This is a genomic window from Pseudomonas sp. LBUM920 (assembly GCF_003852315.1).
Classification (GTDB): Bacteria; Pseudomonadota; Gammaproteobacteria; order Pseudomonadales; family Pseudomonadaceae; genus Aquipseudomonas.
The window spans coordinates 2,721,006-2,734,704 of record NZ_CP027762.1 but is presented as its reverse complement, the minus strand read 5'-3'; the positions used below and the strand labels follow the sequence as shown (position 1 = coordinate 2,734,704).

The window sequence follows — 13,699 nt, the reverse complement described above, 5'->3', positions numbered from 1 at the left end:
TTCGCTGCTGATGGGTTGAACGGCGGGGTAGGAAAAATCCGTCGCGATAACGACGAAATTTCTCTCGACGCTGGTTAAGGCGAGTATTACTCAGGGGATGGCGGCGCTTGATGAAATGTTTGAAAGCGTGGCGACGGATTTGCGCAAGTGGCGGCGTTCAAGGTGTAACGCAATGCACACCATGAGGAAATAACCATGTCTCGTCGCCTGACTCTGCTTGTCGCCGCCCTGCTGATCGCCAGCCTCAGCGGCTGTGTCATCCTGCCGGAACACCGGCATTGCTGCTGGCGCTACTACGGCGCTGTGTCCACGCCCAGCAGCGCCGTCAATAGCTAACCGACTGCCGCAAAGCCGCGACGCCCGGCCTTGATCTCGGTGCGCAGTTCGCCAATCAGGTTTGCGATGGAACGGACGCTGTCCAGACCTTGGGGCGACACCCGGGTCAGCAACAGGTCGACACGCCCGGACGCCGGTTCAAATACGCTGATGCGCAGCGAGCCGTCGCTGTTGAGGCTGCACTCACACACAAGCGGCAGGAAGCCCGAGGCCATGATGCGGTTGAGTTCGATGATCGACATCATGACAAGCCCCGTCCCTGGGTTCGACCCTGCAGGTGTGATGCATCCAGCATAGATAAGCTTTTGCCGGGCACTGAACAATTAATTCAAAAGTGATACCTGGGCCGCATTTTGCCGCGCAGACGCTGTGGCGCTGACGCCAGAAACCCAGCACGCGACCTCTCGTCTGCTGCTGTGGCGAAGGCTTGACTCAGGGCGCCGTTCAAAAGACGCTCTTGGCTCTTTGCCATCACCGCGAGCCGCCCGCCATGAGCCTCATTCCTCCGAGCCAGCCCGACAGTGACGTGTACAAAACGCTGCTGGAATCGACCAAAGCCATCCCTTGGCGCATCGATTGGCAGACCATGACCTTCAGCTATATCGGCCCGCAGATCGAGGCGTTGCTGGGCTGGACCCCGCAAAGCTGGGCGAGCGTGGACGACTGGGTCGAACGCATGCACCCGGACGACCGCGAGTACGTGGTGAATTTCTGCGTGTCGCAATCACGCGCCGGCGTCGATCACGAGGCCGATTACCGCGCGCTGACGGTAAACGGAGACTACGTGTGGATCCGCGATGTGGTGCATGTGGTGCGCAAGGGCGATGAAGTCGAAGCGTTGATCGGCTTCATGTTCGATATCAGCGAGCGCAAGAAGACCGAAGAACACTTGATTCGCCTGCAAAAACAACTGGAGGAATATTCCTTCCAGGACGGCCTCACCGGCATTGCCAACCGCCGCATGTTCGACACCGTGCTGGAGCGCGAATGGGCAAGCGCCCAGCGCAGCCAGTTGCCGCTGTCGTTGATCATCCTCGATATCGACTTTTTCAAGCAGTACAACGACCACTACGGCCATATCAAAGGCGACGAAGCCTTGCGCCAGGTAGCGCGCACCTTGTCGCTGGCGGCTAACCGGCCACGGGATTTCATTGCGCGGATCGGCGGCGAGGAGTTTGTGTGGCTGCTGCCAGAGACTGACGCGGCGTCGGCCAGGCAAGTGGCGCGACGCTGCCTGCACCTGATCTGCCAACAACAGATCGAACATGGCTTTTCAGCGGTTTCCAAGCTGCTGACCCTGAGCCTGGGCGTTGGCACGCATCTGGTGACGCCCAACAGCAACCTGCTCGAGTTTGTCGAGTCAGTCGATAAGTTGCTGTACAAGGCCAAACATAACGGGCGTATGCGGGCAGAGTTTGCCGACGGTGAACTTTGACGCCACAGTCAAATTCCGGGCAAAAAAAATCCCAAGTAGCTGATGGAAACTTGGGATTTAAAAGTGCATAAACCGTGGGAGGTGAACGCCCGGCTATAGTACCGATTGTAAAAACCTGTAACAAGACGATTTTAATCCTTTCGTCGGATTGAAAACGCCGTAAGTCATTCAATAACCACACATTTTTTAAGGAGGACGGGATTATAAATGCCACTTTTTGGTGCAAGTTACGCCTCTATCTCCTTATATTAAAAAGGGTTATGAATCATAGAGGTGCAGCACTGTTGGATGATTGCCCGTTTAATTGCCGGCATGTATCGCGAAGTTCCAGGCTGTTGGACGATGCCGCACTGGCGACACGCTCCACTTGCCTGCAAAGTGCCAACCGCTCGGCCGCCTCGACGCGCGCCCGGTCGACCTGGGCATTGAGCCGCATGAAATAGCCACCCAGTAATACCGCGACGCACAGAACCCCGATCGCAAAGTAGCGAAAGCCGTAGGACGCTGGGGGTTCCGTTGGGTTCATGACACTAAGGCACCCTGCTCTTCTCGTACCGGACGTCGTCGCCCTCGACCCGAGCAACCATCGACCAGCCCAGCCGCTGGTAAAACCCGTTGGCACGGATTTCATCGCGGCCATCGGTGATCAAAAACAACCGTTCATGCTGTTCAAACAGTGCCGCTTCAGCCACCGCCATCAAGCGGCGGCCCAAGCCCAGGCCTTCGTAGCCAGGCTGTACAAACATCGCAAACACCTCGCCTGCGGCCCGGTCGACCATGGAAAAGGCGACAGGCCGGCCCTCAACCTCGGCGATCCAAACACAGGGCGCTTCACGAATGCTGTCTGCCAGCACCTGCGGGGTAATCCCCAGCGCGGTCATCTGTTCGCGGCTCAAATGGTTTTGCACCACCGAGGTGCGAATAGCGAAGAGCGTGTCGATATCGTCCGGCGTCGCCACGCGTATCAGCATTTGCATACGGGCCTCCTGTTGAAGGGCGCAATTGTATGCACATAGAAACATAAGCATTGTCGTGGATTTGTAAAAAGCCAGCCTGCAGGTGTATGAGAGCGCTGTCGAGCGCCACCGACATGCACGCGCTTTATCTACACCGCATTCGCCTGCTGCTGGCGGCGATACTGCCCCGGCGCCATGCCATGCGCCTTGCGAAAGCAGCGCGAAAAGTACGCCTCATCGGTAAACCCGCAGCGCTGGGCGATCACGCCGATCATTTGCGCGCTGTTGAGCAACAAGGTGCGCGCCAACTGCATGCGGCGATCCAGTACCAGTTGCGAAAAGGGTTTGCCGGTTTCCTTGCGCAACAAATGCGTGAGGTAGTTGGGCGAGAGGAAGGCAGCGGCCGCAGCGTCAGTCAGGTTGAGGGTTGGCTCGTGCAGATGCTCGCGAATGTAGCCCTGCACCCGCGCCAGGGCGTCCTTGCGCCCGCGCCGGGTCGCGTTATTGGCGGCAAATGCCTGCAGCGGTTCGGCGTACTGCTCGCAGACCAGACCGATCAGTTGGAAGAGATAGCCTTTCAACCGCTCACGGGCGCCGAAGGTGCGCTGGGCGTCCAGGGTGCGCATGTGCGCCAGCCAGGATTTCACGTCGTCGAAGGCCGCATCGTCGAGGATGAAATCCAATTGCTCCTGAAAGCGAAACGGCGACAACTCCGGGGCTTGGCCGATGGGAATGTCCTCCAGGTCCAGCGGGTCGCAGGTCAGCTGCGGCAGAAAAAACGCCTGGCTGAAGTTGATCAGCATGAACTCGCCGTCTTCGGGGTGGGGAATCACATGCAGGCGATGGGGCAGGATAAACGCTAGCGCCTTGTGCGGAAACGGCCGCACCGCGCCGCCGATATGCTGCACGGTGTCGCCGCCCAGGTTGATCTGGATCTGGAAATATTCATGCCGATGCGGGCTGGTCAGCGCCGCCCGCCCGCGCTTGTCGCGGATATAAAAGTCGGGACGGTCGCTGCGTTGTTCCATGCCATAAGTGGTGACGCGGGTGCCTGGCATAACGAAATCTCGGGTGGCCTGGGCACCACTGTAGCCTCAACCCTGGCTGAGGGTGAAGCTCAGCTCGCCAACGCCGTCGATGCCGGCAGTAACCACATCGCCCGGCTGCAGCGCGCCAACGCCGGCAGGGGTGCCGGTAAAGATCAGGTCACCGGCCTTGAGTGCGACGGATTGCGAGGCATAGCTGATCACTTCACTGACCGACCAGATCAAGTCGGCCAGGTCGCCTACCTGGCGCTGTTCGCCATTGACCTTCAGCCAGATTTTGCCGGTAGACGGGTGCCCCACCGCACTCACGGGCTGCAACGCGGTGCTGGGCGCCGACTCATCAAAGGCCTTGGCCCATTCCCACGGGCGTGAGAGCTTTTTCGCCTGGGCCTGGAGGTCGCGGCGGGTCAGATCGATGCCGACGCCGTAACCCCAGATGTGGGAAAACGCATCCTCGGGAGTGATATTTACCCCGCCCTTTGCGATAGCCACCACCAGCTCCACTTCATGGTGAAGATCGGCGGTCAGCGGCGGATAGGCAATGACGCCCTCGGCCGGCACCACCGCATCGGCCGGCTTCATGAAGAAGAACGGCGGCTCGCGATCCGGATCATGCCCCATCTCGCGGGCATGTTCGCTGTAGTTGCGGCCCACGCAGAACACGCGGCGCAGCGGAAAACGTGCCGCGCTGCCATGGATGGCCAGGGATGGGATGGGTTCAGGAGTAATTACATAATCAGTCATGGCCTGCGCCTCTTGGTTTGCCTGGCGCCAGTATGACGAGACGTGCCAGGGCAAAGTTGGACAGGCTGACGCAGATTTTGCACTGGCCGGTGCAGGTTAACGGGTTATTTGCGCGCCACCTTATAGCGCAGGCAATCCTGATAAAAGCTCTGACGAATCGCCTCGGGCTTGAGCCGGGAACGGCTGTCGTAGGTCTGCTCGGTGATGCCCATGGCCATCATGCGCATCCATGACTTGCTGAACGTGATGGTCTGGATTTTTTGCCGTGCGGCATACAGCGACACGCCCGACAGTTTGAGTTCCTGGGCCCTGGCGGCAGTGCCGGCGCCCCAACTGCACATGTACTTGTCACCCTCGCGCAGCTCCCGTGCCTGCACGGCAGCTGCGCCGCTCGCCAACGAGCAGGCGATCAGCATGATTCCAACAGTGCGCATTTGCTTCCTCACCTAACCACCTGAAAATAAAAGTGATTCTGGCGAGAATTTTGTTACAAAGGGGCCATTAAATTGCCTTATCTGCCGTTCACCATTGATAGGTCGCACTCGCCTGCACCGTACGCTGCGAGCCATACCAGCACCACGAATAGGAATAACAGGACGCCACGTATTCCTTGTTCGCCAGGTTAGTTGCGTTCAGCGCCAGGCGCAGGTTGTCCATGGGGTTGGCGATATTCGGGATGTCGTAGTGCACCGCCGCATCAACCAAGGTGTAGCCCGGCACTTTCAGGGTGTTGGCGGTATCGCCCCAGGACGAGCCGACATAGCGCGCCCCCGCGCCGACGCCGAAGCCCTTGAGCTGGCCGTCGTGGAAGGTGTAGTCGGCCCACGCCGAGGCGGTGTGGCGCGGTACACCGTAGGTGGTGGTGCCCTCAACCGGAATCGCCGGACCTATGCCTTTATCAGTGAGCGGCGCGTACTGCACGGTGCTGTTGGACTTGCTCGCGCGGTTGTCCAGGTAGGCGTAGGCCGCAGTGATGTCGAGGTTATCGTTGAGGCTGGCCTTGCCTTCCAGCTCGAAACCACGCGACTGTTGCTCGCCGTCCTGGACGCTGCAACGGCCGTTGCCACACAGATGACTCGGGTCCGGGTCCAGGGTCGGCACGTTGCTCTGGCGCAGGTCGAAAATCGCTGCGGTGATAAAGCTGTTGCTGCCCGGCGGCTGGTATTTGATGCCGATTTCATACTGCTTGCCTTCGGTCGGCTTGAACACTGAACCGCCATAACCGGTGCCCGATTGCGGGTTGAACGACTCCGCGTAGCTGGCATACGGCGCCAGGCCGTTATCGAACAGGTAGACCACGCCGACACGGCCGGTAAACGCCTTGCTGTCCAGGGACGACTTGCTCTTGGCGCCGGAGCTGATGGTTTTGGTGGTGCTGTCGGTGCTGGCCCAGTCATAACGACCACCGAGCAACAGCACCCATTTGTCCCACTTCATTTGCTCTTGCAGGTACGCCCCGGTTTGCTCGCTGCGAGAGGTTGCATCGGTGGTGAAGGCCGGCGTGACCACAGGCGCGCCGTAGACGGGGTCGAAGATGTCGAGGTTCGGCCCCTTGCCGTAACCGGCCTTGGTGTCGGTGCGGGTGTTCTGGTAGTCGAGGCCCATCAACAGCGTGTGCTGTAACGGCCCGGTGTCGAATTTGGCTTGCGCTTGGTTGTCGAGGGTGTAGGCGTCCATGTCGACATCGGTGGCGATGGTCGACCGCGTGGATGTGCGGTAATCGGCCTGCAGGTTGCTGTTGTAAATGCTGCGGTAGATGCCTTCGGCGCGCAGGTAACGCGCGTTCTGGCGCACAGTCCAGACATCGTTGAAGTGATGCTCGAAGGCGTACCCGACGGAGTAATACTCGCGGTCGCTCTTCTCGAAGTTCTTTTCGCCGTCGTAGAAATCCACGTCGATCTTGCGCCCGGTGGGGCTGCGCAACACCGAACCCCAGGCGGGCACAGAGCCGTAGGACGCGCCTTTGGGGTCCTTCTGGAAATGCCCGAGCAAGGTCAGCGAAGTGTCCTCGTCCGGGCGCCAGGTCAAGGCGCTGGACAGCGACTGGCGACGGGTTTCGGTGTGTTCGACCTGGCCATCGGCGTCGTCGAACAACCCCGCTACGCGGTAGGAATACACCCCCTGGTCGTCCAGCGGGCCGCTGAGGTCGAAGGTGGTGCGCTTTTTGTTGAAGGTGCCGTACTCGACGCCGACTTCATGAAACGGCGTGTCCAACGGACGCTTGGTGACCATGTTGATCACCCCGCTCGGCGTGCCCTGCCCGTACAGCACCGACGCCGGGCCGCGCAGCACTTCGACGCGCTCCAGGTCAAAGGCGTCTTTTTGCGGCAACGCGTCACGACTCGACGGCATGCGCAGGCCATCGAGGTAAGTGGCCGGGGCGAAACCGCGGATGGTCAACTGGTCGAGACGCGAGGCCGTGGCACCTCGGGTTTCCGGCACCACGGCGGCGCTGTAGCGCAGGATCTGGTTGAGGCTTTCGGCGTTCTGCGCGCGCATCTGGTCCTTGGTGACCACGGAGATCGACTGCGGGGTTTCGATCAGCGCGGTGTCGGTCTTGGTGCCCGACAGGCTGCGGGTGGCCACATAACCGGCGACTGGCCCGGTGGGGCTTTCGCTGTGGTAGGCGCCGCTGATGGTGGTGGCCTGCAACTCCATGGCGCCGCCGCTATCCGGAATGGCTTCCAAGCGGTAGCGGTCGGCAGAGATCTTCAGCGCCTGCAAGCCGCTGCCGGCGAGCAATTGGCTCAGCGCCACGTCGGTGTCGTACTGCCCACTCAAGCCATTGCTGTGCTTGCCGCGGGTCAAACTTGCATCGAATGCCAGTACCAGGCCGGCCTGTTCGGCCAGGCTGTTGAGGGCCTGGCTGAGGTCACCGGCGGGAATCGAGAAACGGCGCGACGCGCTGCTGCTTTCTTCGGCGAACGAGGACTGGACGGCCAGCAATGGCACGGCGGCAAAGGCAAACGCCACTGACAGGGCCAGTGGATGCAAAGGACGAGCAAGGCGCGACATGGGAAATCCTGCGTAATAGAGGTGCTATTAACCATGACGGCCATGTGCGGAAATCGGGCAAGGATGAGAGTGGTTTTTATTTGCTGAGGTTTTACGCAATGAGTTTGATCGCTTTTTTTTGTAGGCCTTCAGGCTAGTTCTTGGCGGTTTTTACCCGCTTAAAGTCGTCCCTTTCTGATTTTCTCAGCCGCTCATCCAGGCGCTTTTTCCTGCGGCATGCTCCGACGCCTTGCCATTTTGCCGAGACGTCACGGATGACCCACGCCGCCCACATTGCCTTTATCGAACATGAGCTCAATGGCTTCCATCAGAGCCTGGCGGAGTATCGCCAGCAGATGGGTGCCTGGTATGCGCGGGCGCTGGACTCGGTCAGCCATGCAGCGGACATGCCGTCGTTGCTGGGGATGGACAGGGTATTGCGGGTGGGGGATTCGCAACGTTCCTTCAGCATTTCCGATGCGGATTTTTCCACCGTTGCGCGCTGCCAGGCGGGTGGCGAGCTGAAGATCGAGAGCAAGTTCGAGTCGGTGTACGACGTGCCGATCGGCGAAATCCCGGTTGAGGTGATTCGCCTGGAAGACGGCAGTTCTACGCGAGTCATGCTGGATGAACATGGCAAGGCCTCCCACACCTGCGTGGCCGGTGGGCGCTATCAGGTGCGGGTACAGGGCGGCGTTTCCGCACAGCAGGTAGACGCGTTGTTTGCCTCCTACGCCGGGTTGACGGCGGACCTGGAGCAATGGCTGCGCGAGCAATGGAACGGCTTCAAACCGTCCTGGCAGCAATCCACCGCCAGCGCGATTGGCAGCGGCGTGCTCGCGGGCAGTTGGGCGGCAATCAAGGAGGTCTGGGACAGCATCAAGCTGGTCCAGGCGATTCTTGCAGACCCCATGAAGTTCGGCGAGCAACTGGGTGCCGAGGCCGCCAAGTTGGCGCAGTTGGCCACCGATGCGCCGCAGGTCATGGAAAAGGCCATGTTGCTGGCCAGTGACGAGGCGGCGCTGTACCTGATGGTGCGCACGGCGATGCTGTGGCTGGACGCGTTGCCACCGGGCGATATTGCCGAGGCGGCGGCGGGGTTTGTGGTGTCGCTGCTTATCGATCTGGTGATTGGCGCGGTGTTGATGATCGCGCTGCCGGCGGCGGGTGTGGCGTATCTGAGCTTGCGGTTGGTGAAGTATGGCGCGCGGATACTGAATGCCGCGGTTGGCTTTGTGCGTGGCCTGCTCGGGATTCTGACCAAGTTCATGCAGGCGGTGGATCGCTACAAGGCCGTGGCGGTTCGCGGCGTCGTCGGTGGGCTGAAGCAAGGCACGATGCAGATGCGCTGGCGGGCGCGGCAGAACGCGGTGTTGAAGCAGAAAGAGCATGTGGATGATGTGCCTGCGGCTGCGAAGAATCCCCGTGGAGGAATTGCTGACGCTTACCGATGGTGCGCTGGACGGGATATTGCCGTTTGAGTGGACGCGGTTGTACCGCACCAGTGCGGTGGAAGTGGATTGCGGGTTGGGGTTTGGCTGGAGTCATGCGCTGGCACAGCGGTTGGTGGTTTCGGGTGATTCGGTGGTTTGGACGGATCATGAGAATCGGTCGACTGCCCTGCCCTTGCCTACCGCCGCTCGACCGGCGATCACCAACAGCTTGGCTGAAGCGGCGATCTATTTGGGTGCCCTGCCCGATGAGTTGGTGCTGGCCCAGGCATCACGGTTTTACCACTTTCGCGATGGTGTACTGACGGCGATCAGTGATGCGTATGACAACCGGCTGCGGGTTATTCGTGATCGTTTGGGGCGGATTGAGCGGCTGGATAGCGGCGCGGGTCGGTCGCTGTTTTTGCGCTATGAACTCGGTCGTATTGTGGCCGTGGACTATCAGGTTCATCGCGCCAAAGGCCGTGAGCCGTATGTATGGGTGACGGAGCAGAACGTCGTTTCCTATGCCTATGACGAGGCAGGACGATTGGTTTCTGCGACCAATGCTGTAGGTGAAAGCGAGGTTTATCGGTACGACGAACAGCACGTCATTCTTGAGCGGCAATTGGCCGGTGGGGCGAGTTTCTTTTGGGAGTGGGAACGGGCTGGCAAGGCGGCGCGCTGTGTTCGGCACTGGGCCAGTTTTTCGCAGATGGACACGTGCTATGTCTGGGATGACAACGGCAAGGTTACGGTTCACAACGCTGATAGCAGTCAGGAAGTGTATGTCCACGATCAGCAGGCGCGGCTGGTACAGCGCATTGATCCGGACGGCGCGGAGCACTTCAAATCCTACGACGACAAGGGCCGGCTGACGGTTGAGCAAGATCCGCTGGGGGCGGTGACGGCGTATCAGTACGACGACGCGGGACGCTTGGTGGCGTTGTTTCCGGGAGAAGATGAGCCGACATCCTACGAGCATGACAACGGGTTCGTACGGGTTATACGGCGGGGTGATGCGGTTTGGAAATACGAGCGTAATGACCAGGGCGACGTTACGCGTCAGACAGATCCTGACGGCCATGTTACGGACTACACCTACAACAAACACGGGCAGCTAGCTGGGGTTTGGTATCCGGATAACGGTTGTCATCGGCTGGTCTGGAATGAGCGTGGGCAGCTCCTTGAAGAGCAGCTGCCGAATGGCGGGGTTAAGCGGTATCGCTATGACGATGTTGGGCGACAGGTTGCGCGTGAGGATGAGCATGGCGCGCTGACTCAGTATCAGTGGGACGGTGTGGGCCGGTTGGTTCGTGTCGTACTTCCAGGCGGTGCCACGCGGGAATTCAGCTACAACCCCTACGGAAAAATCACCTCCGAACGTGATGAATTGGGCCACGTCACTCGTTACGAATATGCCGACGGTTTGCATCTGATCAGCCGTCGCATAAATGCTGATGGCACCCAGGTCAACTACCGCTACGACAACGTGCGGTTACTGCTGACCGAGATCGAAAACGAAGTCGGCGAAACCTACCGGCTGGATTACCATTCCAACGGCCTGATCCAGCAGGAAGTCGGCTTTGACAGTCAGCGCACGACTTACGTGTATGACCTCAGCGGCAACTTACTGGAGAAAACCGAGTACGGCGGCGACGGCAGTCAGCTAGTCACCCGCTACGAGCGAGAGTTTTCCGGCCGCCTCGTACGAAAAACCCTTCCAGACGGCGCAGTTGTCGATTACACCTACGACCGCCAAGGCAACCTCCTCAGCGTCGACGACGGCCACTGGGCGTTAGCCTACGAATACGACAGCCAAAACCGCCTCATCGCCGACCACCAAGGCTGGGGCACCCTGCGCTACGGCTACGACGCCTGCGGCCAACTGAAAAACCTGCGGCTGCCGGATAACAACCGCCTCACCTTCAACCACGACAAAGGCGGCCACCTCGCCACCGTCGAGCTAAATGGCAAAACCCTCACCTCTCACCTGTTCAAAACCGGAAAAGAACGCCAACGCCAACAAGGCCAGCTCCTCAGTCACTACGACTATGACGACCAAAACCGTCTACACGCCCACGCAGTCACTCAACAGGAGCACAAGCTCTACCGCCGCCACTACGACTACGACAAATCCGGCAACCTCACCCGCCTGCTCGACACCCGTAAAGGCGAGCATCACTACCACTACGACCCCCTCGCCCGCCTGACTCGAGCGGATCACTCGCAAGACGTGCAAGAGCGCTTTGGCCACGACCCAGCGGGCAACCTACTGATGCAAGACCGCCCCGGCCCGGACATCGTGGCGGGGAATCGGTTGGTGATTCAGGGCGATCATCATTATGACTATGACGCGTTCGGCAATCTGATCCGTCAACGGCGCGGTAAAGGCCATCAACTCGTCACCGAGTATCGCTACGACTGCCAGCATCGGCTGATAGGCATCACTCAGCCCAACGGGCAAACGGCCAGTTATCGCTATGACCCGTTCGGTCGGCGGATCAGCAAAACCGTCGACGACATAACCACAGAGTTTTTCTGGCAAGGCGACAAGCTGGTTGCGGAGCATCACGCGGACAGGCATAGCAGTTATATCTACGAGCCGGACAGTTTCCGTCCGCTGGTCCTGCTGGAGGGCTTTGGTCCAAAAAATACCCAGCCGTTCCACTACCAACTCGACCACCTCGGCACCCCGCAGGAACTCACCGCCCCCGACGGCGAAATCGTCTGGTCCGCGCACTACCGCGCCTACGGCCAGATCAGTCGCCTCGACATCAACAAAATCGACAACCCACTGCGCTTCCAAGGCCAATACTTCGACCCAGAAAGCGGACTGCACTACAACCGCCATCGCTACTACAATCCAGATATTGGTCGCTACCTGACGCCTGACCCGGTAAAGCTGGCGGGTGGGATCAATGCTTACCAGTACGTGCCCAATCCTACGGGGTGGGTTGATCCGCTGGGCTTAAACACATGTCCAGGTAAGGATAAGTGCAAGCCAAATACCTCAATTGAAGATCCAATAGCAAAGACGAAAACGTCTGAAGGAGAGCCACTCAACCCCACGACCTCAAATATTGAGATGGGATACCACAAAGAAACATATGCTAACAAGCCAGTAAAACCTGAGGAAACAACTCGAAAGTGGGATGATTTTTTAGGGCCTGGCCCTCACACGAATACTAATCCGCGAACCGGTAAACCCGACCTCGATAGAATAGTTTCCGTCGATGCGAAAAGAAGCATTCGTTACGGTGCTCACGAGATGAACAGTAAGCCAAGCAAACATCACTATCATGAGGAAACATGGACTCTCGAGCTTAAAAACAACACGATGAATGTTGACAATACCGTTGTAAGAGTCCCATTACCGAAGAAGTAAAATGAAAATTCGAATCATCGATACATTTTCTGAGCTAGGCGCACTGCACGTGCGGTTCCACTCCCCCTTCGGAAGTGGGACTGCCCTATGGAGCGACTCTGTGCCAAAAGCCGGTGAGATCATTGATGTGGAGTTCGATTTGGATGAGGTTTTTTCGTGGGGGAAAAACATGAGGCACTCCTCTGAAAAAACACCGAAAATCACTACGTTAGCCAATGTCACTTATATTACCGCTGAACTATCCCAAGGCGCAGATGAAGAGTGCGCAGCGTTAAAACTCAGCGACTCAATCATCCTCATCGAACTTGACGGACCGATCCCCCTGCAATCCGGATTCGTCGAGGTAAGAGCAGCTAAGATCTACCTCTACCCAACAAACATTTAACCCCTCACCCCCACGCCACCACCAACAACCCCACCCCCAACACCAAACACAACGGCGAATAAAAATACGTATCCAACTTGGCAAACCTCGACCCACCCACCTTTTTGAAAAACCCCACCAACTCCGAATCGCCAATCGCCCTGGCAAACATCACCACGGCAATCGCGCTGATCCCCCACTGCAGCGCGCCATGGGACACCGGCGAGAAATACAGGCCGGCCCGCAGGCAGACGAGCAGCGCAATCGCCACCAACCCCATCGCAACCAAAAATGTCCCCAGTGCCGAGGGTTTGAACGCTGGCCGCGGCCCGTGGGCAAATTCGCCGGGCAGTTGGGGGATGGCGGCAAGGCTGCCGAGTTTGCCGCCGGCGGCCCAGTACAAGTGCACCATGCTGATGCAGGTAAAAACCCCGACTATCCATCGCGCGATGACAAAGCTCATGGCGGGCGCTCCCTGAAATGTGCGAATGATGATAGTCGCCCTGAGATTTTTTGTAGGCATTTCGTCGGCGGCTGATGGTAAAGTGCCGCCCCATGAAAATCGCCCGTGCCGACCGCTCACTCATTGCCTGGATGCTCTACTGCTGCGTCCTGTTCAATGTGTTCGCGTGCAGTATTGGGCATGGGCAGATGCTGGGAATGCAGCTCAACGGCATCGGCGGCCAGTTCTGTACGGTGGACCCGCGCACCCAGGCGCCCGCGCAAACCAATTCCACGGATGAGAACCTGCCGACGCTGTCCAAGGCGTTCGGCTGCCCGCTGTGTTCGACCGGCGGTATGGGCCCGGCACTGAGTTCCAGCCTGAATGTGGCGGTGTTGCCACAACCCCATGCGCCACCACCGGCGGTGGTGCTTGCCGCTGACATCCCTGCCCGCTTCACCTGGCCTGCGGCCAACCCGCGCGCGCCTCCCGCTTTCGCCTGATCCCTTCGCTTTCCAATCTGCACCGGCCTCCGTTCCCGTTGGGGAATACGCGCGGCTGTGC

General features: G+C 59.2%; 12 protein-coding genes and 1 pseudogene. 5 read left to right on the top strand and 8 right to left on the bottom strand.

Annotated features, from left to right (window positions below; all coding sequences use genetic code 11):
- Positions 1 to 195 precede the first annotated feature (195 nt).
- Complete coding sequence (locus tag C4J83_RS30470) at positions 196 to 336, top strand: hypothetical protein (RefSeq protein WP_164487927.1); 141 nt, start codon at positions 196 to 198, stop codon at positions 334 to 336.
- On the opposite strand, the gene C4J83_RS12675 is transcribed toward C4J83_RS30470, so the two are convergent.
- The gene (locus tag C4J83_RS12675) at positions 333 to 581 is read right to left on the bottom strand and encodes a DUF1652 domain-containing protein (protein WP_106577778.1); all 249 of its coding nucleotides are present in this window, start codon (positions 579 to 581) and stop codon (positions 333 to 335) included. The genes C4J83_RS30470 and C4J83_RS12675 overlap by 4 nt on opposite strands.
- Positions 582 to 826: 245 nt before the next feature.
- On the opposite strand from C4J83_RS12675, the gene C4J83_RS12670 reads away from it, so the two are divergent.
- Positions 827 to 1,771, top strand: a complete 945-nt coding sequence (locus C4J83_RS12670; RefSeq protein WP_124417189.1) for a sensor domain-containing diguanylate cyclase — start codon at positions 827 to 829, stop codon at positions 1,769 to 1,771.
- A 265-nt stretch (positions 1,772 to 2,036) separates the two neighbouring features.
- Here the strand turns inward: C4J83_RS12670 and C4J83_RS12665 are convergent, their stop codons facing one another.
- The 6 genes from C4J83_RS12665 to C4J83_RS12640 form a co-directional block, all read right to left on the bottom strand.
- Positions 2,037 to 2,297 (bottom strand): hypothetical protein, encoded by a 261-nt coding sequence (locus tag C4J83_RS12665; protein WP_124417188.1) that lies wholly within the window; start codon positions 2,295 to 2,297, stop codon positions 2,037 to 2,039.
- Between the two features lie 4 nt (positions 2,298 to 2,301).
- On the bottom strand, positions 2,302 to 2,748 hold the full coding sequence (locus tag C4J83_RS12660; RefSeq protein ID WP_106577775.1) for a GNAT family N-acetyltransferase: 447 nt from the start codon (positions 2,746 to 2,748) through the stop codon (positions 2,302 to 2,304).
- A 128-nt stretch (positions 2,749 to 2,876) separates the two neighbouring features.
- Complete coding sequence (locus tag C4J83_RS12655) at positions 2,877 to 3,785, bottom strand: helix-turn-helix transcriptional regulator (RefSeq protein WP_124417187.1); 909 nt, start codon at positions 3,783 to 3,785, stop codon at positions 2,877 to 2,879.
- 36 nt (positions 3,786 to 3,821) lie between these two features.
- Positions 3,822 to 4,517, bottom strand: a complete 696-nt coding sequence (locus C4J83_RS12650; RefSeq protein WP_119741708.1) for a fumarylacetoacetate hydrolase family protein — start codon at positions 4,515 to 4,517, stop codon at positions 3,822 to 3,824.
- Between the two features lie 104 nt (positions 4,518 to 4,621).
- Positions 4,622 to 4,951: a hypothetical protein gene (locus C4J83_RS12645; protein ID WP_124417186.1), complete on the bottom strand. Its 330-nt coding sequence runs from the start codon at positions 4,949 to 4,951 to the stop codon at positions 4,622 to 4,624.
- Between the two features lie 88 nt (positions 4,952 to 5,039).
- Complete coding sequence (locus tag C4J83_RS12640; protein ID WP_124417185.1) at positions 5,040 to 7,532, bottom strand: TonB-dependent siderophore receptor; 2,493 nt, start codon at positions 7,530 to 7,532, stop codon at positions 5,040 to 5,042.
- Positions 7,533 to 7,786: 254 nt separating this feature from the next.
- Between C4J83_RS12640 and C4J83_RS12635 the strand changes: the two are divergent.
- Together C4J83_RS12635 and C4J83_RS12630 are read left to right on the top strand one after the other, a co-directional pair.
- Positions 7,787 to 12,329, top strand: a pseudogene (locus tag C4J83_RS12635) (RHS repeat-associated core domain-containing protein).
- 1 nt (position 12,330) lies between these two features.
- The gene (locus C4J83_RS12630) at positions 12,331 to 12,714 is read left to right on the top strand and encodes a hypothetical protein (protein ID WP_124417184.1); all 384 of its coding nucleotides are present in this window, start codon (positions 12,331 to 12,333) and stop codon (positions 12,712 to 12,714) included.
- Positions 12,715 to 12,718: 4 nt separating this feature from the next.
- Here C4J83_RS12630 and C4J83_RS12625 read toward each other — a convergent pair whose 3' ends face one another.
- Positions 12,719 to 13,156 (bottom strand): DUF3995 domain-containing protein, encoded by a 438-nt coding sequence (locus tag C4J83_RS12625; RefSeq protein ID WP_106580271.1) that lies wholly within the window; start codon positions 13,154 to 13,156, stop codon positions 12,719 to 12,721.
- Positions 13,157 to 13,248: 92 nt separating this feature from the next.
- Between C4J83_RS12625 and C4J83_RS12620 the strand changes: the two genes are divergently transcribed.
- Entirely contained in the window at positions 13,249 to 13,638 is a 390-nt protein-coding gene (locus tag C4J83_RS12620; protein ID WP_124417183.1) for a DUF2946 domain-containing protein, read from the top strand.
- Positions 13,639 to 13,699 lie beyond the last annotated feature (61 nt).

Excerpts from the sequence above, each read along its gene's own strand:
- C4J83_RS30470 (WP_164487927.1), top strand. The coding sequence starts at position 196 with ATGTCTCGTCGCCTGACTCTGCTTGTCGCCGCCCTGCTGATCGCCAGC.
- C4J83_RS12675 (WP_106577778.1), bottom strand. The coding sequence starts at position 581 with ATGATGTCGATCATCGAACTCAACCGCATCATGGCCTCGGGCTTCCTG.
- C4J83_RS12670 (WP_124417189.1), top strand. The coding sequence starts at position 827 with ATGAGCCTCATTCCTCCGAGCCAGCCCGACAGTGACGTGTACAAAACG.
- C4J83_RS12665 (WP_124417188.1), bottom strand. The coding sequence starts at position 2,297 with ATGAACCCAACGGAACCCCCAGCGTCCTACGGCTTTCGCTACTTTGCG.
- C4J83_RS12660 (WP_106577775.1), bottom strand. The coding sequence starts at position 2,748 with ATGCAAATGCTGATACGCGTGGCGACGCCGGACGATATCGACACGCTC.
- C4J83_RS12655 (WP_124417187.1), bottom strand. The coding sequence starts at position 3,785 with ATGCCAGGCACCCGCGTCACCACTTATGGCATGGAACAACGCAGCGAC.
- C4J83_RS12650 (WP_119741708.1), bottom strand. The coding sequence starts at position 4,517 with ATGACTGATTATGTAATTACTCCTGAACCCATCCCATCCCTGGCCATC.
- C4J83_RS12645 (WP_124417186.1), bottom strand. The coding sequence starts at position 4,951 with ATGCGCACTGTTGGAATCATGCTGATCGCCTGCTCGTTGGCGAGCGGC.
- C4J83_RS12640 (WP_124417185.1), bottom strand. The coding sequence starts at position 7,532 with ATGTCGCGCCTTGCTCGTCCTTTGCATCCACTGGCCCTGTCAGTGGCG.
- C4J83_RS12630 (WP_124417184.1), top strand. The coding sequence starts at position 12,331 with ATGAAAATTCGAATCATCGATACATTTTCTGAGCTAGGCGCACTGCAC.
- C4J83_RS12625 (WP_106580271.1), bottom strand. The coding sequence starts at position 13,156 with ATGAGCTTTGTCATCGCGCGATGGATAGTCGGGGTTTTTACCTGCATC.
- C4J83_RS12620 (WP_124417183.1), top strand. The coding sequence starts at position 13,249 with ATGAAAATCGCCCGTGCCGACCGCTCACTCATTGCCTGGATGCTCTAC.